This is a genomic window from Mesorhizobium monacense (assembly GCF_056781675.1).
Genome location: NZ_CM165567.1, coordinates 6485318 through 6506276 on the forward strand (window position 1 = coordinate 6485318; position 20959 = coordinate 6506276).

The 20959-nt window shown below is 64.0% G+C and carries 17 protein-coding genes; 10 read left to right on the forward strand and 7 right to left on the reverse strand.

The features are described 5' to 3' along the window. Nucleotides 1–632: 632 nt before the first annotated feature. Nucleotides 633–1217: a TetR/AcrR family transcriptional regulator gene (locus tag AC1RUK_RS31055; protein ID WP_481837570.1), complete on the reverse strand. Its 585-nt coding sequence runs from the start codon at nt 1215–1217 to the stop codon at nt 633–635. 83 nt (nt 1218–1300) lie between these two features. Here AC1RUK_RS31055 and AC1RUK_RS31060 point away from each other — a divergent pair, with 83 nt between their 5' ends. Then, nucleotides 1301–2536, forward strand: coding sequence for an FAD-dependent oxidoreductase (locus AC1RUK_RS31060; RefSeq protein WP_481837569.1), 1236 nt, complete (start codon nt 1301–1303; stop codon nt 2534–2536). Nucleotides 2537–2635: 99 nt separating this feature from the next. Here AC1RUK_RS31060 and phbB read toward each other — a convergent pair whose 3' ends face one another. Next, nucleotides 2636–3361: an acetoacetyl-CoA reductase gene (phbB, locus tag AC1RUK_RS31065; RefSeq protein ID WP_120013521.1), complete on the reverse strand. Its 726-nt coding sequence runs from the start codon at nt 3359–3361 to the stop codon at nt 2636–2638. A gap of 85 nt (nt 3362–3446) precedes the next feature. Continuing rightward, the gene (locus AC1RUK_RS31070; protein WP_481837568.1) at nt 3447–4625 is read right to left on the reverse strand and encodes an acetyl-CoA C-acetyltransferase; all 1179 of its coding nucleotides are present in this window, start codon (nt 4623–4625) and stop codon (nt 3447–3449) included. A gap of 302 nt (nt 4626–4927) precedes the next feature. Here AC1RUK_RS31070 and phaR point away from each other — a divergent pair, with 302 nt between their 5' ends. Beyond that, nucleotides 4928–5539 (forward strand): polyhydroxyalkanoate synthesis repressor PhaR, encoded by a 612-nt coding sequence (gene phaR / locus AC1RUK_RS31075; RefSeq protein WP_481837567.1) that lies wholly within the window; start codon nt 4928–4930, stop codon nt 5537–5539. A gap of 84 nt (nt 5540–5623) precedes the next feature. Here the strand turns inward: phaR and AC1RUK_RS31080 are convergent, their stop codons facing one another. Then, complete coding sequence (locus AC1RUK_RS31080) at nt 5624–6766, reverse strand: citrate synthase (protein ID WP_481837566.1); 1143 nt, start codon at nt 6764–6766, stop codon at nt 5624–5626. A 94-nt stretch (nt 6767–6860) separates the two neighbouring features. Here AC1RUK_RS31080 and AC1RUK_RS31085 point away from each other — a divergent pair, with 94 nt between their 5' ends. From AC1RUK_RS31085 to AC1RUK_RS31110, 6 genes are all read left to right on the forward strand, one after another. Further along, on the forward strand, nt 6861–7949 hold the full coding sequence (locus AC1RUK_RS31085) for a citrate synthase/methylcitrate synthase (RefSeq protein ID WP_481837565.1): 1089 nt from the start codon (nt 6861–6863) through the stop codon (nt 7947–7949). Between the two features lie 214 nt (nt 7950–8163). Continuing rightward, a complete protein-coding gene (locus AC1RUK_RS31090) occupies nt 8164–9294 on the forward strand; it encodes a patatin-like phospholipase family protein (protein ID WP_481837564.1) in 1131 nt (376 codons plus the stop codon). Nucleotides 9295–9456: 162 nt separating this feature from the next. Continuing rightward, entirely contained in the window at nt 9457–10878 is a 1422-nt protein-coding gene (locus AC1RUK_RS31095; RefSeq protein WP_481837563.1) for a coniferyl aldehyde dehydrogenase, read from the forward strand. Nucleotides 10879–11188: 310 nt separating this feature from the next. Continuing rightward, on the forward strand, nt 11189–12370 hold the full coding sequence (locus tag AC1RUK_RS31100; protein WP_481837562.1) for an efflux RND transporter periplasmic adaptor subunit: 1182 nt from the start codon (nt 11189–11191) through the stop codon (nt 12368–12370). 74 nt (nt 12371–12444) lie between these two features. After that, nucleotides 12445–15621: an efflux RND transporter permease subunit gene (locus tag AC1RUK_RS31105; RefSeq protein ID WP_481837561.1), complete on the forward strand. Its 3177-nt coding sequence runs from the start codon at nt 12445–12447 to the stop codon at nt 15619–15621. Nucleotides 15622–15718: 97 nt separating this feature from the next. Then, nucleotides 15719–15877 (forward strand): DUF3309 family protein, encoded by a 159-nt coding sequence (locus AC1RUK_RS31110; protein ID WP_006203743.1) that lies wholly within the window; start codon nt 15719–15721, stop codon nt 15875–15877. Between the two features lie 67 nt (nt 15878–15944). Here the strand turns inward: AC1RUK_RS31110 and AC1RUK_RS31115 are convergent, their stop codons facing one another. Further along, entirely contained in the window at nt 15945–16910 is a 966-nt protein-coding gene (locus AC1RUK_RS31115) for an SDR family oxidoreductase (protein ID WP_481837560.1), read from the reverse strand. A 95-nt stretch (nt 16911–17005) separates the two neighbouring features. Here AC1RUK_RS31115 and AC1RUK_RS31120 point away from each other — a divergent pair, with 95 nt between their 5' ends. Continuing rightward, complete coding sequence (locus AC1RUK_RS31120) at nt 17006–17920, forward strand: LysR family transcriptional regulator (protein ID WP_481837559.1); 915 nt, start codon at nt 17006–17008, stop codon at nt 17918–17920. Here the strand turns inward: AC1RUK_RS31120 and AC1RUK_RS31125 are convergent. Continuing rightward, nucleotides 17878–19059 carry an MFS transporter gene (locus tag AC1RUK_RS31125; RefSeq protein WP_481837558.1) on the reverse strand — a complete coding sequence of 394 codons (1182 nt, stop codon included), beginning with the start codon at nt 19057–19059 and terminating at the stop codon, nt 17878–17880. The genes AC1RUK_RS31120 and AC1RUK_RS31125 overlap by 43 nt on opposite strands. Before the next feature lie 276 nt (nt 19060–19335). Here AC1RUK_RS31125 and AC1RUK_RS31130 point away from each other — a divergent pair, with 276 nt between their 5' ends. Then, entirely contained in the window at nt 19336–19929 is a 594-nt protein-coding gene (locus tag AC1RUK_RS31130) for a hypothetical protein (RefSeq protein WP_481837557.1), read from the forward strand. A gap of 58 nt (nt 19930–19987) precedes the next feature. Here the strand turns inward: AC1RUK_RS31130 and AC1RUK_RS31135 are convergent. Further along, nucleotides 19988–20936 (reverse strand): IS630 family transposase gene (locus tag AC1RUK_RS31135; protein ID WP_436173611.1). Its coding sequence is split into 2 segments (ribosomal slippage): nt 19988–20599 and nt 20601–20936, totalling 948 coding nucleotides; the frame shifts between segments, so codons are not numbered across the junction. Nucleotides 20937–20959 lie beyond the last annotated feature (23 nt).

Sequence of the window (20959 nt, forward strand, 5' to 3'; positions counted from 1 at the left end):
GACAGCCGACACATAAGGATTTCAGGCGCGAAGCGAAAGCGGAATGTTCCGCAAGCGGGGCAAAGAGCCGTCCGGCTCGTACAAAATCCGGTCTCGATTAAGAGTTGGAACGAGTCTGGAACGAATCGGCGACGAATCACTGACTCTCGCTGATTCAGGTTTTGTTCACGGCTATATGTGGATTTTTTGACGGCGAGTCTCACCACATGCTGAATCGCTAAACTGGCCCGATTTATGCAAGGAGAACAATGCTGTTAACCTTCGCCGGGGAACGATCGCCGCACCCCGATCGACCTCAGCCAACGTTATGAAATTATTGACTTTTCCTAACGCGGCCTTAATGATTTGATCGACGTTTTCGGGCCTCATCGTTAATGTTTCGGCCAAAGCCGGAACGAATCGGCGACGAATCAGCGATGCTCAGGTTTTCTTGGTTTGTTCACCCCAATATGTTGTGTTGTGAACAGGTTATCCACCGAGAAGTCACAGCTTGTGGCGTGGGTTTCGCACAGACTTGGCAGCTGCCGTTAACCTTTGCGTGCCGCTCCGGCACAGATCGGCGTTGGGTGCATCGGTCGGCCCGATCATAGCAACCACAACCAGGCTCGGCCAGCAATGTCAAAACGGCTGCTTCAGGCCAGGTCCTCTTCCGTCACATAGCGCTGCAAGACAGAGCCGACGTTCCGGATGATTTCATCGTGCGACAGGGCGACGACCGGAGGAAGCCGCAGCAGGTATCGGCACATTGCCAAACCCAGCAACTGGCTCGAGACGAGACCGGCCCGTCGACCCGCATCGGCGGGGTCACCGACCGCCGCAACCACTGGCCTCACCTGACTGGCAAACACCTCGCGCAGCTTTTCGGCAGCAAAGTCGTTGGACATCGCCGAACGCAACAGAATTGTCATGCCAGGGCCGCTGGCCGGACCTTCCCAGATTTCGAGAAAGCGCCTGATCAGTGTTTCGCCGATGGCGGCTCGGTCAATCACCCGCAGCTCCGGCAGATGCAGGTCGACGACCGCCGCCCTGGCGAACAGTTCGTCCTTGCTGCGGAAATAGCGGATCACCATGGCCGGATCGATCGAGGCATGCGCCGCGACATCGCGGATCGAAGCCCCGTCATAACCGTGTTCGGCGAACAGTAGCCGCGCCGCCTCGAGGATATGGGCCCGCGTGCGGTCCGATTTGCTGATTTTCTTCGCCTGATTCTGAGTCATGAAAATGCATATGCCAACACCTGTTGACAAATGCAATGGCGTCGATTAGAAAGTCAACACTTGTTGATAAATGGAGAGGGAAAATGTTGCCCGATACAACGGACGTCCTGATCATTGGCGCCGGCCCGACCGGCATGGCGCTGTCCATCATGCTGCACCAGGCCGGTGTCGATCACGTTCTGATCGACAGGCTGGCGCAGGGCCTGCAGACCTCGCGCGCCGGCGTCATCCATGCGCAGACGCTGGAAGCGCTGGAGCCTCTCGGTGTCACCGGGCGGCTGGGCGAACTTGCCCTGAAGCTGCAAAATTTCGTCATCCGCGACCGCAACCGGGCGCTGCTCGATGTCGATTTCGGCAAGCTTCCATCAAGGCATCCCTATCTGTTGATGCTGCCCCAGAACCTGACCGAGCAGGTGTTGGCCGAGCGGATCGCTGCCCTGGGCGGCGTCATTCATCGCGAAGTCGAGGCCAAGGCGGTTGTTCAGGATATTGACGGCGCCCGCGTGACGGTGGTCGAGAACGGCCGCGAGAAGCTCATATCGGCGCGCTACGTCGTCGGCGCCGATGGCATGAACAGCCTGGTGCGCGGCGCGGCCGGCATCGAGTTCGACGGCGCAGCCTATGACGGGTCGTTCGTGCTCGCCGACGTCCGCCTCGACTGGCCGGTTGGGCCGAAGGAAGTGTCGCTGTTTTTTGCGCCGGCCGGGCTGGTAGTGGTGGCGCCGCTTCCGGACGGATCGTACCGCATCGTTGCAACAATGGATGACGCGCCGGAAAAGCCTGCGGTTGCCGACATCCAGGCGCTGCTCGACAGCCGTGGGCCGACCAGACAACGAGCTCGCGTGCTCGGCCTGGCGTGGAGCTCGCGCTTTCGCGTGCGGTCGTATCGCAAGGAGCGGTTGTTCCTCATGGGCGATGCCGCGCATGTCCACAGCCCCGCGGGTGGGCAAGGCATGAACACCGGCATCATCGACGCGGTCGTGCTTGGCGAACTGCTTGGCGATGTGGTGAACGGCGTGCGGTCGGAAGCCGAGCTCGACCTCTACGAAACGTTGCGGTGTCCAGCGGCGCAGGAGGTGCTTGATTTGGCGGGCAAGATGACCGAGATGGCGCTTACCCGCAATCCGGTGAAGCGGTTCGTCCGCAATCTGCTGCTCTCCCTGACGAACCTCAATCCATTGCTGAAGCGTCGCATGGCCTTGAAACTGTCAGGCCTCAGCCGCGCGCCGCTGGCCCGGCTGCCGGCACCTTCGCGTGGGCCGGGTTCAATCTCCCCTGCCAAGCCTGCAGCCAAACCAGCGCTGAAGCTTGCCGCCTGACGGCTGCGATTGTTAGGGTAACGAGCTTCGATCGTGGGATCGTATGTCTGTACCGGCCGTTGGGCCGGTACATCAGTTGTCGCCGGGGGGCTCGAAACCTCAGGCGAAATACTGTCCGCCATTGGCGGATATTGTCGAGCCGGTGATGAAGCCGGCTTCATCGGACGCGAGGAAGACGACGCAGCGCGCGATCTCTTCAGGCTCGCCGAGGCGGCCGACCGGGATCTGCGGGATGATGCGTTCGTTGAGCACCTTCTCGTCGATCGCCTTGACCATCTCGGTGGCGATGTAGCCCGGGCAGATGATGTTGACGGTAATACCGGCGCGGGCGCCTTCCTGGGCAAGCGCCTTCGAGAAGCCGATGTCGCCGGCCTTGGCGGCGGAATAGTTGACCTGGCCGGCTTGGCCCTTCTGGCCGTTGATGGAGGAGATGGTGATGACGCGGCCGAACTTGCGGTCGCGCATGCCGCCCCACAGAGGGTGCGTCATGTTGAAGACACCGGAAAGGTTGGTGTCGATGACTTCCTTCCACTGCTCGCGCGTCATCTTGTGGAACATGCCGTCGCGAGTGATGCCGGCATTGTTGACCAGCACGGAAACCGGACCGAGATCGGCCTCGACCTGCTTGATGCCGGCGGCGCAGGCGTCATAGTCGGCGACCGACCATTTGTAGGTCTTGATGCCGGTTTCGGCGGTGAACTTCGTCGCCGCCTCGTCATTGCCGGCGTAGTTCGCGGCAACCGAATAGCCAGCGTTCTTCAACGCGACCGATACCGCCGCGCCGATGCCGCGCGACCCGCCCGTGACGATTGCAACCTTGCTCATGCGTTTCCCCTTTCGGTACCGCCCTGTTTTCGGGCTTTTCATGCAGAATGGAACGGGCGGCTCGCGCCGCCCGGATAGTCTGTCGCTACAGCGCTTCGATGCACATGGCGACGCCCATGCCGCCGCCGATGCAGAGCGTAGCGAGGCCCTTCTTCGCACCGCGGCGGCGCATTTCGAAAACCAGCGTGTTGAAGATGCGGGCACCGGAAGCGCCGATCGGATGGCCGATGGCGATGGCCCCGCCATTGACGTTGACGATCGAGGGATCCCAGCCCATGTCCTTGTTGACGGCGCAGGCCTGCGCGGCGAAGGCCTCATTGGCCTCGACCAGGTCGAGATCGCCGACCGACCAGCCGGCCTTGGCCAGCGCCTTGCGCGAAGCGGGAATGGGGCCGGTGCCCATGATCTGCGGATCGACGCCGGCGGTGGCCCAGGACACGATGCGCGCCAATGGCGTGATGCCGCGCCTGACAGCTTCGGCTTCACTCATCAACAGCGCGCCGGCAGCGCCGTCATTGATGCCAGAGGCGTTGGCGGCGGTCACGGTGCCGTCCTTGTCGAACGCCGGCTTCAGCTTGGTCATGGCGTCGATGGTGGCGCCGTGGCGGATGTACTCGTCCTGGTCGACGATGGTGTCGCCCTTCTTGCCTTTGATGGTGAAGGCGACGATCTCGTCCTTGAACTTGCCGGCCTTCTGCGCGGCCTCGGCCTTGTTCTGTGAGGCCAGCGCGAACTGGTCCTGGTCGTCGCGGGTGATCTGGAACTGGCGAGCGACGTTTTCGGCGGTGTTGCCCATGTGGTAGCCATTGAAAGCGTCCCACAGTCCGTCCTTGATCATGGTGTCGATCATCTTGTAGTCGCCCATCTTGACGCCGGCGCGCAGATGCTGGGCATGCGCCGAGAGCGACATCGATTCCTGTCCACCGGCGACGATCACCTTGGCGTCGCCTGCGGCGATCTGCTGCATGCCGAGCGCGATGGCGCGCAGGCCCGAGCCGCAAACCTGGTTGAGGCCCCAGGCGGTGGTCTCCTTGGGCAGGCCGGCGTTGATCGAGGCCTGACGGGCAGGGTTCTGGCCTTGCGCGGCTGTCAGCACCTGACCGAGGATGACCTCGTCGACCTCGCCCGGTTCGACACCGGTACGCGACAGCAACTCCCGGATGACCACGGCGCCGAGCTCGTGCGCCGGAGTGGCGGCGAAGGCGCCGTTGAAGGAGCCAACAGACGTGCGTGCCGCGCCGGCGACAACGATGGCATTGGACATTTTCTTCTCCAGACTTCGAGGTGACGTGTTTTTGGGTATCGTTAGGGACTTTTCTTGCCCGTTCCATGACCCAAGTCAAACCGGAAATAGGCATGCCAGCCATGCGCGGCAAGCAGGCTGCCGGCAGTCAGTGCAAAGGCTGCGGCTTTCGCTGTGCAGCATTTTTTGCCCGCCATGCAGCATTAAATGATGCCGCACTGCACAAACCACTTGGAATTGTGACGCTTTTGCGCATATCCTCGCAAGGGCGCAATCGTTACCGGCTGCTTACTCACATGCGCCGGTGTCCGGGGAGGATACTGATGGCCGCGAAAGACGATCCGATCATCATCAAGAAATATGCCAATCGCCGGCTCTACAACACCGGCACCAGCACCTATGTGACGCTCGAGGATCTGGCCGACATGGTCAAGAGAGGCGAGGAGTTCACCGTCCAGGACGCCAAGACCGGCGACGACATCACGCATCCGGTGCTGACACAGATCATTTTCGAGCTGGAGAACAAGGACGGGCAGAACATGCTGCCGATCCCGTTCCTGCGCCAGCTGATCGCCTTCTACGGCGACCAGATGCAGATGATCGTGCCGAGTTTCCTCGAACAATCGATGATCGCCTTCTCCAAGGAACAGGAACGGTTCCGCGAGCAGATGAAGGGCGCTTTCGGCAAGTCGCCGATCGACGTGATGAAGATGGCCACACCGATCAAGGCGCTGGAGGAGCAGACGCGCCGCAACATGGAGATGTTCCAGAACGCGATGCGCCTGTTCACGCCGTTCCCATCGGCCGGTTCGAACGGGCCTGCTCCTGCCCCGGCCGAGCCGGCCAAGAAGGAAGCGCCGGAGAAGCCGGACGACCTTCAGGAGCTGAAGGAACAGATCGCCGCCATGCAGCGCAAGCTCGACACCATGTCGTGAGCGCCGGACGGCGCCGGCCAGCGGGCGCCGCAAACTTCTGATGCAACGGCAGCCCACAGGGCTGCCGTCATTCGCCAAGCCGAGCTAGAGTTTCATGGGCCAGTCATAGCGGGCGCGGGGCCTGATCAATCCGTTGCTGGTCACTTGTTCGACGGCATGCGCGGTCCAGCCGATGCTGCGGCCGAGCGCGAACAGGCGAAACGGCGCGTCTGACGGCAGGCGCAAATTGCGGGTCAGCGCGGCCAGCGCAAAGTCGATGTTCGGGCGCGCGCCGGTCGCCGCGAGAACGGCATCCCGCAGATGCGCAAGGCCGCTGCCTACCTCGATATCGGCCAGCAGGGCGTCTGCCCTGGGATCGCCCTCGGGGTAAAGCGGGTGGCCAAAGCCGGGCAGCGGCCGGTCATGGCCAAGCCAGCGCATGACCGCGCTATCGGCTCCCAGCCGCTCCGCGTCCTCGACGAGATTAACGGCCGCCTCGCCGGCGCCGCCATGCCGGGGACCGGAAAGCGTGGCGAGACCGGCAATCAGGCAGGCGGCGACCGGCGCTCCGGTGGAGGCGGCAACACGCGCCGCAAAAGTCGATGCGTTCAGCTCATGATCGGCTAGCAGCACCAGCGCCCTGCGGATCAGGTCCGCGCCGGTGCCGCCCACGGACCAGCCGCGCGCCAGCCTTTCATGCACGGCGCCGCGTCCGGCAGCCGCGCCAAGTGCCGCGGCCAGAGCGCCGATGGCGCCGGCCGCATCCTGATACAGCATGGCCGGCAAGCGTCCGAGGGAAGGCCGGCCTTCCGCCGCCAGCCGGGCAAGGCTCGTGAAGGCCGCGGCGCGGCCGCCTTCGCCGCCATCGGCAGGCTCCTTCGAGCCAAACGACACGCCAGCATCCGCCGCCCAAAGCAGGCTCGCCGTCTGCTCCAGCGTGGCCGTGGCCGAGAGCGTCACTGCGTCCTCGCCGCGATAGACGAGGCGGCCGTGGACGATGGTCGAGATCGAAGTGGCAATGGCCGGCTCGCCCCAGGCGATGGCGCTTTCGGCGATCGCCTGCGGGCTTCGTCCACGCGCCCGGCGGGTCGCAAGTGCTGCGATATCGTCGGCACGGTACTGGCTGCGGCGCGGATCGGCCTGGTCCGGCCGCATGCCGATGCGGCCGCGGCTGACATAGGCATAGAGCGTCTGCGGTCGCACCTTGAGCCGCCCCAGCGCTTCCTCGCGTGTCAGCCATTCGGACATGTGGCTCCAAGCCTATATTGATTATCTTGATCAAGATTGATGAATTGATCATCCACCATTAATTCCAGTCGGTAAACCTCTCAAGGAGATAGATATGGCAAACGGGCTCGATGACGTGGTTGCGGCGGAAACCGTACTTTCCGATGTCGACGGCCTTGGCGGCCGCCTCACCATACGGGGCCATTCGCTGCCGGAGCTGGCTGGCCGCTGGCGCTATCCGCAAGTGGTTCGCCTGCTGCTGGACGGCTTTTTCGTCGACCTCCCCGATGATGCCGAGCTTGCGCAGGCCATCGGCCGATCGCGCGCGGAAGTGTTCGAGCGGCTGCAGCCGATGTTGCCGGCACTGGTGCCGCTTGATGTCTACAGCGGCATGCGCGCCGGCATCGCCTTGCTGCCGGACGGCGATACGTTGACGGACTCCTTGCTGTTGATCGCGGCGCCGGCGGTGCTGACGCCCGCCTTGCTGCGCGGCAAGCGCGGAAGTCCGGCGATCGCGCCGAACCCGCAGGCGGACCATGCCGCGGACATGCTGCGGATGCTGGGCGGCACCGACGCATCGTCTGCCCTGGCCAAGGCGCTCGACACCTATCTTGTCACCGTTTGCGATCATGGTCTTAACGCATCGACCTTCGCCGCCCGCGTCGTGGCCTCGACGCAGGCCGGCCTGACCTCGGCCATATTAGCCGGGCTCGGCGCGCTCAAGGGACCGCTGCATGGCGGCGCGCCCGGTCCGGTGATCGAGATGCTCGACGCGATCGAGCCAGGGGGCAATGCTGCCGCCTGGCTGCGCGCGGAGATCGCCCGCGGCGAGCGCATTATGGGCTTCGGCCATCGCATCTACCGGGTGCGCGACCCACGCGCCGACGTGCTGAAGGCGGTGGTGCGGCAACTCGGCGCCGAGAGCGCAACCGGCCGCCGGCTGGCCTTTGCAGAGGAGGTGGAGCAGACCGCGCTCGAGGTGCTGCGGCAAGCCAAGCCATCGCGCTCGATCCTGACCAATGTCGAGTTCTACACCGCGCTGCTGCTGGAAGCGGCTGGTTTTCCTGCCGAGGCATTCAGCAATGTCTTTGCTGCCGGGCGCGTCGCTGGCTGGGTCGCCCATGCGCGCGAGCAGCAGGCGACCGGCCGGCTGATCCGGCCGCAGTCGCGCTATGTCGGCCCGGTGCCGAACCTGGTGGCTTGAGTCTTCAAACCTGTTTCGATTGACGCTGCCTCTCCAAGTCAAGGCGGAGAGGCTGTTCTCCATGACCGAAATTTCATGTGATCACGCGACCGTGTTCGTGTTCTTGCCTTGGTCAGGACTTATATGCTGCACTGCAACATTAGTCCGTTGCGGCCGAACTGCTCCGATTCACGGGCAGGACAAGGCACGCAGCATCCAAACCGACAGGAACGCCATGACGACGAACGGCAAGGCGCAGGAAAAGAAGAAGATCAACATTGCGCTCCAGGGCGGCGGCTCGCACGGCGCCTTTTCCTGGGGCGTGCTCGACCGGCTGCTGGAGGATGGGCGGCTCGAGATCCAAGCAGTTTCCGGCACCAGCGCCGGCGCCATGAACGCGGTGGCGCTGGCTGATGGCTTCGTGCGCGGCGGTGTCGAAGGTGCGCGACAGAAGCTCGACGATTTCTGGCGCGCCGTGGCGGCGAAGGGCCGCTTCAGCCCGGTGCAGCGCATGCCGTGGGATGTCGCCTGGGGCAACTGGTCGATCGAGAACACGCCGGGCTATTTCTTCTTCGACACCATGTCGCGGGTGTTTTCGCCCTATGTCGCCAATCCGCTCGGGCTCAACCCGCTGCGCGACGTGGTCGAACAGGAGATCGATTTCAAGAACGTGCACGCCTGCAAGTCGATGGAGCTGTTCATATCGGCGACCAATGTCGAGACCGGGCAATTGCGCGTCTTCTCCGACGGCGAGATCCACCTCGATACGGTGATGGCCTCGGCCTGCCTGCCGCAATTGTTCCGCGCCGTCGAGATCAAGGGCGTGCGCTATTGGGACGGCGGCTATGGTGGCAATCCGGCCCTGTTCCCGTTCTTCAAGACGGCGGCGACCGAGGACGTGCTTCTGGTGCAGATCAATCCGGTGGTGCGCGAGGGGACGCCAAAGAGCGCCAACGAAATCCAGAACCGCATCGACGAGATCACCTTCAATGCCGGGCTGCTGAACGAATTCCGCTCGATTGCCTTCGTCAAGGAACTGATCGCCGCCGGCCGCCTGCCGCATGGCGAATACCGCGACATCCGCATGCACCGCATCGACGCCGACGAGGCGTTCAAGGACCTGTCGGCATCGTCCAAGGTCAATGCCGAATGGGCCTTTCTCGCCTATCTGCGCGATCTCGGCCGCACCGCGGCGAGCGACTGGCTGGAGGAGAACTACGACGCCGTCGGCAAGCGACCGACGCTCGATCTTTCCGGCGAGCTCGACGACGGCTTCAAGCCGGTGCGCGGGCCGGCGCCCGGCCGGCGGGTCAAGGAATTCTTGGCGGCGCGCAAGAGGCCGGAGCAGGCGGGCCGTCAGGCGTAGATCGTACGATCTTCGATTCGCCCCGCTGCCAGGTGGTTGCCTTGCGGCAAGACAGACATCGAGATGTCCGTCGGCGCGGTGCTTCCCCAAGGGAACTGGGGAAGTGCTGGATTCGACCTCTGGTGCGATGTAGCCTTACCTGCACGTAAACGGGAGGTTGCGATGCTGCAGACCAGACAGGATGCCCTCGGCGCACAGTTCACATTGCAGCGTGGTGCATTCGAGAAAGAGCCTTTCCCAAGTCTTGATGTCCGCAAGGATCGTCTCAAGCGTCTGCTGGCGCTCACCGAGCAGCATGAGGCTGAGATATGCTCCGCCATCGACGCCGATTTCAGCGCGCGGTCGGCCCACGAGACACGCCTTGCCGAGTTGTTCGTCGTCGGCGCGGGGATAAGGCATGCGGTTGCGCATTTGCGGGTATGGATGCGGGAGCGCCGCGTCGCCACCAGCCTGCCGTTCCTGCCGGGGCGCAACCGTCTTCTGCCCCAGCCGGTCGGTGTGGTTGGGATCGTGTCGCCCTGGAACTATCCTTTCCAGCTTGCCATCGCGCCGGCCACTGCTGCGCTGGCGGCCGGCAACCGCGTTCTGATCAAGCCCTCCGAACTGACACCGAAATTTTCCGCCCTGCTCGAACGTCTGGTCGGCGAGCATTTTGCGCCTGACGAGATGAGTGTCGTTGTCGGCGACGCCGAGGTCGGAAAAGCCTTTGTGTCAGTGCCCTTCGATCATTTGCTGTTCACTGGCTCGACCGCGATCGGCCGCCAGGTGGCGATGGCCGCGGCAGCGAACCTTACGCCAGTGACGCTCGAACTTGGTGGCAAGTCGCCAGCTATCTTCGATGCGTCATGCGACCTCGACGCAGCCGTGTCCAGCGTCGCCTACAGCAAGCTTTTGAACGCAGGCCAGACCTGCATCGCTCCGGACTATCTGCTGGTTCCGCAGGGGCAGTCGGAGATGATTGCCACGAAGTTTGCGGCCGCGATGGCGCGGCTCTATCCGAGCCTGCGCGACAATCCCGACTATACGGCAATCGTCAGCGAGCGGCACCATCGGCGCCTCAGCGACATGGTCGCCGAGGCGCGTGAGAGTGGTGCCGATGTCATGGAGGTCAATCCGGCAGGCGAAAAACTCGGCGTCACCGATCGCAAGATGCTGCCTACGCTGGTCAGGAACGCGGGCGAGGATCTGCGGCTGATGCGCGAAGAGATTTTCGGGCCGGTGCTGCCGATCATCGAATACGCCAAGGTCGATGACGCGATCGAGCACGTGAACCGGGCGGAACGTCCGCTGGCGCTCTACTGGTTCGGCCGCGACAGCGGCAATCGCCAACGGGTGATGCAGGAAACCATTGCCGGCGGCGTGACGGTCAACGACTGCATGCTGCACCTGGTGCAGGAACGCCAGCCATTCGGCGGCGTCGGCGCCAGCGGCATGGGTGCCTATCATGGCGAATGGGGTTTTCGGACCTTCAGCAAGGAAAAGCCGATTTTCCTCCAGTCCAAGCTGAGCGCGGGCGCCCTTCTGCGCCCACCCTACGGCAACACGTTCGAGCGGCTTTTCCGCCTGCTGAGGCTCATCACCTGATAGATTTGTCCTCTGTTTCCTCGAATGCATGAGAGGTTTCGCATCATCCTGACACCTGCTGCCACAGAACGTCCCGACCCAGTGAAGGCGGGCGGCCAGGCGGCCAAGGAGCTGGAGAATGGCGGGCATACACTGTCCGGTGGCGCAATGATCCATCAAACTTTCAGACTGTTTTGCGATGCAACTTTGAGGTAGAAGCGCGCTTCGCCGTTCACGGCAAATTGAACATGGCCTTGCGCGCACCCATATCGGCGACGCGCCCGTGTTTCGAAGACGCGGCCTGGCCCGACCCCGCAGTGGAAAAAACGACATGCCGAAAATCAGGTTTCATAAGCTTGCAGCAATTGTCGTGCTTATCGGATTCGCAGCCTGGATGGGAACAGGCGCGTTCTCGTCCGTCGGCAGCGCTGCCCCTGACAACAAGCCCAAGGCCGGCGAAGCCGATCAGCCCAAGGCGGCGGGCACCGACAAGCCGAAGGCCGCCGAGGCCGAGCAGCCCAAGGCCGCGCCGCGCACCGTCGCGGTGGTGACGCCGCCGCGCAAAACCTATGCCCGCGCGATCCGCATTTCCGGATTGACCGAGGCCGACAAGCGCGCGGTGCTGGCGACACGCGTCGCCGGCGTCATCGACAAATTGCCGGTCAAGCAGGGACAGCGCGTCAAGACCGGCGATCTGGTGCTGATGCTCGCCGCCGAAGAGAAGATCTCCAACGTCGACAATGCCAAGCAGCTTCTGGTGCAGCGTCAGGCCGAACTGGATGCGGCGCTGCGGCTGATGAAGACCGGCAACCTGCCCAAGCTGCTGCTCGACACGGCACGCTCGAACCTGACGGCGGCGCAGTCCTTGCTGGAAACGGCGCAGGCCGAACTCGACCGCAACGAGGTCAAGGCGCCGTTCGACGGCGTCATCGACCGGGTGCCGGTGGAGCTTGGCAGCTCGGTCATGCAGGGCGGCGAGGTGGCGACCATTCTCAAGCTCGATCCGGTCATCGCCCGAGGCGAGGTCAGCGAGCGCGACCTGCGCTACATCAAGATCGGCGACGAGGCCAATGTGCGCCTGGTCAATGACCAGAAGGTCACCGGAACGGTGCGCTACATCAGTCGCGATGCCTCATCGCAGACCCGTACCTTCCGCGTCGAGGTGGCGATCCCCAATGCGGACGGCAGCATCCCAGCCGGCATGACGGCGGAGATCGCGCTCAGCGCGCAGCCGACCGACGCGATCATGCTGCCGCGCTCGGTGGTAACGCTCGGCGACAAGGGCGATCTCGGGATCCGCGCCGTCGGTAAGGACAGCAAGGTCGCGTTCTTCCCGATCGACCTGGTCGACGACACGCCAAACGGCCTGGTTCTCGGCGGCATTCCCGATGATGCGCGCATCATCGTCGCCGGCCAGGAACTGGTGAAGGAAGGCGATTTGGTCAAACCGGTCGAGGCTGACCAGGCGACAATCAACAAGTTGATCGGCGAGGCGACAGCCGGCACGCAATAGTGTGACCGCCGGTGCTCCACCCCGGTGACGACACGCTGCCGCGCAGCTCCCGAAAGCAACAGCAGGCCTAAGTCATGGATATCGTAAGACTCGCAATCCACAACGCCCGCCTGACCATTTCGGTCCTGGTCTTCCTCCTGCTCGCCGGCTGGGTCGCCTATCAGTCGACGCCGAAGGAAGCGGAGCCCGACGTTCCGATTCCGATGATGTATGTCAGCCTGATCTATCAGGGCATCTCGCCGGAGGACTCGGAGCGCCTGCTGCTGCGGCCGATGGAGAGCAAGCTGAAGAGCCTGAAGGGGCTCAAGGAGATGCGCTCGGCCGCCTTCCAGGGCGGCGGCTACGTGCTGGTCGAGTTCCAGCCGCAGACGAACCTGGCGACGGCGCTGCAGGATACGCGCAGCAAGGTGCAGGACGGCAAGGCCGACCTGCCGCAGGCGGCCGAGGAGCCGACGGTCACCGAGGTCAACGTTTCCGAATTCCCGGTGCTGGTGGTGACGCTGTCGGGCGAAGTGCCGGAGCGCGTGCTGACGGCAGCGGCGCGCGAATTGCGCGACCGCATCGAGGAAGTGCCGGGCGTGCTCGAAGGCTCGCTGCAGGGCGCGCGCGACGATCTGGTCGAAGTGGTCATCGATCCAATGAAACTGTCCTCCTATGGGCTGCAGCTCGACCAGATGATGCAAGGCGTCATCGCCTCCAACAGCCTGGTTGCCGCCGGCAACATCGAAGGCTCGGAAGGCAAATATGCCGTCAAGGTGCCGTCGCTGATCGAGACGCCGGAAGACGTCGCCAATCTGCCGGTGGTCGCCACGGCCGATGCGGTCGTCCAGGCCAAGGACATCGCCACCATCCGCTCCACCTTCAAGGATGCCGAGACGGTGACCCGGCTCGACGGCAAGCCGGCGATCGCCATCGAGGTGAAGAAGCGCATCGGCGCCAACCTCATCGACACGCTCACCAATGTCCGGGCGGTGTCGGACTCCTTCATCAAGTCGATGCCGGAAGGCATGCACGTCACCTACACGCAGGACAAATCGGTCTTCGTCAACCAGCTGCTCGGCGACCTGCAGAACCACGTCATGATCGCCGTCATCCTCGTGTTCATCGTCATTCTCTACGCGCTGTCCGGCCGCGCCTCGCTGCTGATCGGATTGGCCATTCCATCGTCCTTCCTGATCGGCATCCTGCTGCTCGCCATGATGGGCTACACGATCAACATGATCGTGCTGTTCAGCCTCATCCTGGCGGTCGGCATGCTGGTCGACGACGCCATCATCGTCACCGAATTCGCCGAACGGCGGATGAGCGAAGGCATGCCGAAGGAAGAGGCGTTCGCGCTTGCCGCAAGGCGCATGGCCGGTCCGGTCATCGCGGCGACGATGACGCGCATTGCCGCCTTCTCGCCGCTGCTGTTCTGGCCAGGCATCATCGGCGATTTCATGAAATACATGCCGATCACGCTGATCGTCACGCTGTCGGCCTCGATGCTCTATGCGCTGGTCTTCGCACCAACACTCGGCGCGATCTTCGCCAAGGCGCCGAAACATCACGAGGACGACAACCGCGACGGCTGGTACATGGCCGTGGTCAAGCAGGCGGTGCGCTTCCCCATCACCGTGCTCGTGCTGACTGTCGCCCTGTTGTTCGGTGTCGGCTTCGCCTATTCGAAGTTCGGCGCCGGCGTCGAGTTCTTCCCCAATGTCGAGCCCGATTACGGCCTGCTTTACGTGCACGCGCGCGGCAATCTTTCGCTCGCCGAAATGGATGCCGCGACCAAGGAGGCGGAGAACCGGCTGCTCGGCTGGCCGGGCGTGAAGTCGGTCTACACCCGCGTCGGCAAGACGCAAGGCGGTGGCCAGGACATCCCGGAGGATGTGGTCGGCGTGATCCAGTACGAGTTCGTCGACTGGCGCGAGCGCAAATCGGCGAACGACATTCTGAACGATTTGCGCGGCGTCATGGCCGGCATCCCCGGCGTCGATGTCGAGGTGCGCGTCCCTGAAGCCGGCCCGCCGACCGGCAAGCCGATCCAGATCAGGCTTTCGGCCGCCGATCCGGCCGGTCTCGATGACAAGGCGCGCGCCGTGGCCGCGCGCATCGCCAAGGTGCCCAGCGTCATCGACATTTCCGATGGTCTGCCGCCGCCCGGCGTCGACTGGGCGCTCGAGGTCGACCGCGCCAAGGCGGCGCAGTACGGCATCAGCCCGACCTCGGTCGGCACCGTGGTGCAGCTGGTAACCAACGGGCTGAAGCTCTCGGAATACCGGCCCGCGGGCGCCGATGACGCCGTCGACATCCGGCTGCGCCTGCCGGAAGACCGGCGCACGCTGTCGACACTCGATGAGCTCAGGGTGCAGACCTCGCAAGGGGCGGTGCCGATCTCGAATTTCGTCGTCCGCAAGCCGGAGCCGACGGTCGGCGTGCTCAACCGCATCGACGGCGCGCGCACGGTGGTCGTCCAGGCCAACGTCGCCGCCGGCGCCCAGGTCGCGGCCGTCCAGCAAGAGGTCACCAAGGCCGTGTCCGACATGGATCTCGGCAGCGGCATACGCTGGAAGCTTGCCGGTTCGAACGAGGATAGCGCGGAGGCCAGCGCCTTCCTCAGCAAGGCCTTCGGTGCGGCGATCTTCCTGATCTTCCTCGTGCTGCTGGCGCAGTTCAACAAGTTCACCAGCGTCTGGCTGGTGCTGTCCTGCGTGGTCATGGCGACGATCGGCGTGTTCCTCGGGCTGCTCTTGACGGGAGAAGCCTTCGGCATCGTCATGTCGGGCATTGGCGTCATCGCGCTGGCCGGCGTGGTGGTGAACAACAACATCGTGCTGATCGATACCTATGACCGGTTGCGCGAAGAGGGCTGGGACAAGGTCGAGGCGGTGCTGCAGACCTGCCGCGAACGCGCCCGCCCGGTGGTGCTGACGGCGGTGTCGGCGATCCTCGGCGTGCTGCCGATCGCGTTCGGTCTTGGCCTCGAAATCTTCCATCACGAGACGACGATCAACGCGCCGTCGACGCAATGGTGGATTTCGCTGTCGTCGGCGATCGTCTTCGGCCTGTCCTTCGCCACCATCCTGACGCTGGTGGTGACGCCGTCGATGCTGATGGTGTTCACCCGCGCCAAGGTCAAACCCGGGGCGCGGCGCGGCTGGTTCAGCCGTCTGTTCCGGCGCGGCAAGGGCGAGATTTCGTCGGACGCGCCGGCGCCGGACCTTGGTGCCGAGCCAGCGATTGCCTTTCCGAAGGCCGCCGAATAGCTGCATTTGACTAGCCGAACAAAAAGGCCGTCTGGGAACAACCGGGCGGCCTTTTGCATTGTCCCATCATATCGGCATTCAAGGCGGGAGACTATTCATGACGATCAGCACCCTTCTCATCATCATTCTGATCCTCATTCTGATCGGCGCGGTGCCGGCATGGCCGCATTCGCGGGCCTGGGGCTATGGCCCGTCGGGTATCGTCGGCGTTCTTCTGGTGGTGCTGCTGATCCTGCTCTTGATGGGCAGGATCTGAGCCGAGACTCGAGCAGAGCAAGCAGCGGAGGCCCATGGGGCGCCCGCTGCGTTGTTCGTACTGTAGATCAGGCAGCCTTCTGACTGTCCGCTGCGGCAATCGTGGCAATGCCAATGTCGTTGAGGGCATCCGCAACGGCCGTCTCCAGCGGCGTATGCGGGATCGGCCCGATGATGCCTTCCAGCCTTGCCGAGGCCAGCCGATGCGGCTCGAAACGTAGATAGGACATCGAGACGATCTCGCGCCACATCGCCACGAACGGGCTGCCCGCGCGCAACACCCACCAGGGCATCGTCGTCAGCTTGAGCGTGCGTCCGAGTGCTTTCTCGGCAGCCGCCTTGATCTCCAGATCGGTGACGGCATGTCCCGGAAAGTTCAGCGCCTCGTAAGACCCGAGCTTGTCGAGGTTCTCCGCCAGGCCGACGAAGGCCTTGGCCATATCCGGCAAATAGGCCCATTCATGCACGAGATCGACCGGCCCGGGCGCGGTATAGACGCCCTTGTTCATCTTGGCGGCGACGATCAGGTCGAACCAGGAGCCGCTGCCGGTGCCGCCAAAGAAATCACCACCCCTGAGCAGGATGGTGCGGACACGTCCGGCGTCCGCCTCACGGCGAAAAAGCTCCTCCATGGCGATGCGGATGCGGCCCTTTTCGGTCGTCGGGTGGAACGGTGTGTCTTCCGTGATCACCGCCGGGATGGGCGAACCGAAATTGTAGACATTGCCCGGAGCAAGGTGCAGGGCGCCATTCGCCCGGCAGGCGGCCATGACGTTTTCGGCCATCGGCAGGCACTTGCCCCAGTCGGTGTAGATCGGGTTGAGGCCATTGAAGATGATGTCGACGCCTTGCGTGGCGCGGATCAGCGCCTCGCGGTCGAGGGCATCGCCGGCGATGGCCGTGGCGCCTTTAAGCTCCGCCGGAACCTTGCCGCTGCGGGTGACGGTGCGGACGTCGTAGCCGGCGTCGATGAAGGCCTTGGCGACCAAGCGGCCGAGCCGGCCATTGGCGCCGAGGATTGCGATCTTGGTCATTTCTCGTCTCCGTGTTTGCGTTGAGGCCTCCAATGTGGAGCCTTTGCAAACGAATAGAAATTGACTGAGATTGGCGATCTGATATTCAATGTTGAATGACAGACATCGACTGGAACCTGATCAAGAGTTTCGTCACCGTGGCGGAAACCGGCAGCCTGTCCGCTGCCGCGCGAAAGCTGGCGGCGAGTCAGCCGACGCTTGGCCGCCACATCGCGGAACTGGAGCAGGCACTCGGGGTGACGCTGTTCCGGCGCGGGCGACGCGGCTACGCACTGACCGAGGCCGGCAGCACGCTCTACGAGCGCGGCCGGGCGGTGAGCGAGCAGGCGAGCGCCTTTTCGCTGCTGGCGCTGGGATCGGTCGAGGCGATCGAGGGCACCGTGCGCATCGCCGCCAGCGAAGTGGTGGCGGCCTGTGTGCTGCCGGAGATGACGGCGCGGCTCGGTATCGAGGAGCCCGGCATCGAAGTCGAGATCGTCGCCTCGAACCAGGTCGAGAACCTGTTGCGCCGCGATGCCGACATTGCCATCCGCATGGTGAAGCCGGCGCAGAACGAGCTGGTGGCGCGCAAGGTCACCGATATTCCGCTCTGCCTCTGCGCGGCATCATCCTATCTCGAGCGGCGGGGCCGGCCGCTCGAGCCCGGCGATCTTGTCTGGCATGACCTGATCGGCTTCGACCGCAGCGACGAGATCATTCGCGGTTTTACCCAGTTCGGCATCTCGTTGACGCGCAATGCCTTTCGCCTCAGGACCGACAACCAGATCGTGCTGTGGGAGGCCGTGCGGGCGGGAAACGGCATTGGCTTCGGCCAGGGGCCGCTGATCGACCGCGATCCGTTGGTGGAGACGGTACTGCCGGAGCTGACACTGCCGGTGCTGCCGGTGTGGTTGGCCATGCACCGCGATGTCCGCAGCAGCGTGCGCATCCGCCGCGTCGCGGATTTCCTCTACGAGGAACTGAAGCGCTATTCGGCCGGCGCCGGCTCGGGCGCGAATTCGGCGCGGTGAGCAAGTCCCGCCATCAAGAGCACAATGACGAGCAGTCCTGACAGCGCGACGAAGATCGGACCAAAGCTCGAGTGCTCGGCAACGAAGCCGATCGCCGACGGCGCCACCAGAATGCCTGAGTAACCCATCGTGGTGACGACGCTCATGCCGGTGCCGGACGACATGCCTTCCTGGTTGCCGCCGGCCGAGAAGATGATCGGCACCATGTTGGCGATGCCGAAGCCGCAAAAGGCAAAGGCGGCGATGGCGAGCCAGGGCGAGGGCGACAGGCCGGCGACCAGCATGCCGGCGGCGGCGACAAGCGCCGAGCCGCGCAGCGTCGCCACCGCGCCGAAGCGATTGCGCACGCCGTCGCCAAGGAAGCGCATGACGGCCATGACGCAGGAAAAGGCGGCGTAGGCGAGGCCGGCTATGGCAAGGTCGGCGCCGAGCTCCTGTTGCAGGTAGAGCGCCGCCCAGTCGAGCACTGCGCCCTCGGAGATCATGGTCAGCAGCGCCATCAGCCCGACCAGATAGACCAGCGGATTTGCGGGCAACGAGAACTTCTGGTGCTCGGCCACCTGCGGCTTGTCCTCGACGATGAGGTAGCCGACGGCCACAGCGACCATAGCGAAGGCCAGCACCGTCACCACTGTCGCGTGGGGAAGATGGCCGTAGTTTTGTATGGCGAAGCCGCCGAGCGCGCCGCCGGCGAAACCGCCGAGGCTCCAGAAACCGTGCGACGATGACATGATCGCGCGGGAAAGCCTTCTTTCCACCGCCACCGCATTGGCGTTCATGGCGACGTCCATGCCGCCGATCGAACCGCCGAAGATGAACATGGCGATGGCCGCCAGCGGAACGTTTGGGGCCAGCGCCACGACCAGCAGGCCGAGACTGCCGCACAGGCCGAACCAGCGCAGCACGCTGCGCGAACCGTGCCTGGAGATGAGATGGCCGCACCAGGTCATGGCAGTCACCGCGCCGGCGCCAAACAGCAGGATCAGCAGGCCGAGCGTGAACTTCGAGATGTCGAGGCGGGTGAGGAACACCGGAATCTGCGGCGCCCAGCTGCCGGTCAGGAAGCCGTTGGCGAGGAAGATGCCGGCCACGGCCCACCGCCCGCGAATGGCAGCCTGCATGAGGCTTTGCGCGTCCATAGACTAGAATCCGGTACAAAATGGCTTTGCGCGGCAAATTAGATCGATTCAATTCCCAGTCAAGCGCTGCCGGCCGAAAGTGTTTGGGCCAAACGGGACATGAGGCGCCGTCATGCGCCTTATGTCGCCTGGTGTCGGCGAACCATCTCGGCGATCCGGACCGGCGCATGGGATGCGGAAGCCGATCGGCTCGAAATGACCCGTTTGGCCCTTTCCGTGCGTGCCGGAACGCTGCACAGTCGCTGTATCCCTTGCCAGACGCCACAGGACCCCCGCATGACCGCTCTGCTTCCCGCCGAACTCGCCTGGTACGCCACCGGCCGCTTCTACCGCGCCAAGAGCGGCGAGCTGGCCGACTACGGATATTTCTTGCATCTGCCGTTCCTCGACGTGCCGCTGTTCGACGGCAAGCGCGCCGAGACGACCGCGCACTTCACCTTCGCCGCCAGGCCGTTCAAGGCCGAGGGGGTCGACAATGGTGCGCTGTCGCTGGGGCTTGATCCGGTGGGCGAGTTTTCGCTTTACCTGCAACGCCGGCCGGCGGGCACCTTCGACGACCCGACTTCGTTCGGGCAAGGCGAATGCATCGCCACCTTCCGCCGCACCAGCCTGGTGGTGGGCACGACAGTCGCCGTTTCCGCCAGTACGACGATGGAGTCGCTGATCGGCACCAACGTGTTCTCGGCGCGCCTGGTCGCCAGCAATGCGTTCGAATTCGGCGGTGGGCGCCACGATCTCGCATACCATCTTGGCGAGGGCGTGACCCAGTTCGGCACCTCCGCGGCCACGCCGATCATGCCGCCACCGACAGGCTTTGATCTGGTGCTGCCGTTCACGGGCTCGGCCATAGCGCTGGGCCGAGCCGGGTAGTGCGGCTCCGAACCCGGCCGCCGAGCGTGATTGGGTTTGACCTTAGATCTAGACTCCTTCATGTTTTGACGGAAGCGTATCCAGCGTTGTTGAAGTAGTTTGCGCATTCGTCTGGCTTGATTGTTCCGACGAGGGTGCCGAGATGGCGCCAGGTGTCTTCGATAGTTCGCTTCTGGGCGTGGCGCATCCAATGTTTGATCTTGGCGAAGGTCTGCTCGATCGGGTTGAGATCGGGTGAATAGGGCGGCAGGAACCAGAGCCTTGCGCCGGCGGCCTTGATGGCGTGACGGATGGCTGCAGATTTATGGCTGCCCAGATTGTCCATGATCACGATGTCGCCTGGCCGCAGGGTCGGGAGCAGTTGCTGACGGACATAAGCGCGGAAGCATTCACCGTTGATCGGGCCGTCGAAGACGCATGGCGCGGTGAGTTCGTCGCAGCGCAATGCGCCCAGGAAGGTCAGGGTTCGCCAATGGCCATGTGGGGCAAAGCCGCGCAGGCGCTGTCCCCTTGGCCCCCAGCCGCGAAGTGGGGCCATGTTGGTCTTGATCCACGTCTCGTCGATGAAGACCAGACGCGCCGGATCGAGGCGACCCTGCCACGACCTCCAGCGCTGGCGGCGACGAGCGATGTCGGCTCGGGCCTGCTCAAGAGCGAACAGCGTTTTTTTTGAAGCTCAGGCCCTCGCGCCTCAAGAACACCCAGACCGCGTTGTGCGAGACCATCACCCCGCGTGCGGCCAACTCATCCTTCAGCCGATGCAGCGTCAGATCAGAGGTCTGGTTGATCCGCTCCACGATGAAGGCCCGATGCGGCTCCAGAATACGCTTGCGGTGTCCACCCATCTTGCCCGGCGCAACCGAGCCGGTGGCACGGTAACGCTGCGACCACTTCACCACCGAGGACACTGCGACGCCAAAACGCGACGCCACCACACGGCAGCTCTCGCCGGTGCCGACGGCTTCAACAACACGCTCACGAAGATCGTTCGAAAGGGCTCGTGTCATCAGACGCTGGCCTCCGTCCAGCC

Bases quoted from the DNA above. Each gene is read 5' to 3' on its own strand.
- AC1RUK_RS31055 (WP_481837570.1), bottom strand. From the start codon at position 1,217: ATGACTCAGAATCAGGCGAAGAAAATCAGCAAATCGGACCGCACGCGG.
- AC1RUK_RS31115 (WP_481837560.1), bottom strand. From the start codon at position 16,910: ATGACCAAGATCGCAATCCTCGGCGCCAATGGCCGGCTCGGCCGCTTG.
- phaR (WP_481837567.1), top strand. From the start codon at position 4,928: ATGGCCGCGAAAGACGATCCGATCATCATCAAGAAATATGCCAATCGC.
- AC1RUK_RS31090 (WP_481837564.1), top strand. From the start codon at position 8,164: ATGACGACGAACGGCAAGGCGCAGGAAAAGAAGAAGATCAACATTGCG.
- AC1RUK_RS31120 (WP_481837559.1), top strand. From the start codon at position 17,006: ATGACAGACATCGACTGGAACCTGATCAAGAGTTTCGTCACCGTGGCG.
- AC1RUK_RS31130 (WP_481837557.1), top strand. From the start codon at position 19,336: ATGACCGCTCTGCTTCCCGCCGAACTCGCCTGGTACGCCACCGGCCGC.
- AC1RUK_RS31060 (WP_481837569.1), top strand. From the start codon at position 1,301: ATGTTGCCCGATACAACGGACGTCCTGATCATTGGCGCCGGCCCGACC.
- AC1RUK_RS31095 (WP_481837563.1), top strand. From the start codon at position 9,457: ATGCTGCAGACCAGACAGGATGCCCTCGGCGCACAGTTCACATTGCAG.
- AC1RUK_RS31080 (WP_481837566.1), bottom strand. From the start codon at position 6,766: ATGTCCGAATGGCTGACACGCGAGGAAGCGCTGGGGCGGCTCAAGGTG.
- AC1RUK_RS31070 (WP_481837568.1), bottom strand. From the start codon at position 4,625: ATGTCCAATGCCATCGTTGTCGCCGGCGCGGCACGCACGTCTGTTGGC.
- AC1RUK_RS31125 (WP_481837558.1), bottom strand. From the start codon at position 19,059: ATGGACGCGCAAAGCCTCATGCAGGCTGCCATTCGCGGGCGGTGGGCC.
- AC1RUK_RS31100 (WP_481837562.1), top strand. From the start codon at position 11,189: ATGCCGAAAATCAGGTTTCATAAGCTTGCAGCAATTGTCGTGCTTATC.
- AC1RUK_RS31085 (WP_481837565.1), top strand. From the start codon at position 6,861: ATGGCAAACGGGCTCGATGACGTGGTTGCGGCGGAAACCGTACTTTCC.
- AC1RUK_RS31110 (WP_006203743.1), top strand. From the start codon at position 15,719: ATGACGATCAGCACCCTTCTCATCATCATTCTGATCCTCATTCTGATC.
- AC1RUK_RS31105 (WP_481837561.1), top strand. From the start codon at position 12,445: ATGGATATCGTAAGACTCGCAATCCACAACGCCCGCCTGACCATTTCG.
- phbB (WP_120013521.1), bottom strand. From the start codon at position 3,361: ATGAGCAAGGTTGCAATCGTCACGGGCGGGTCGCGCGGCATCGGCGCG.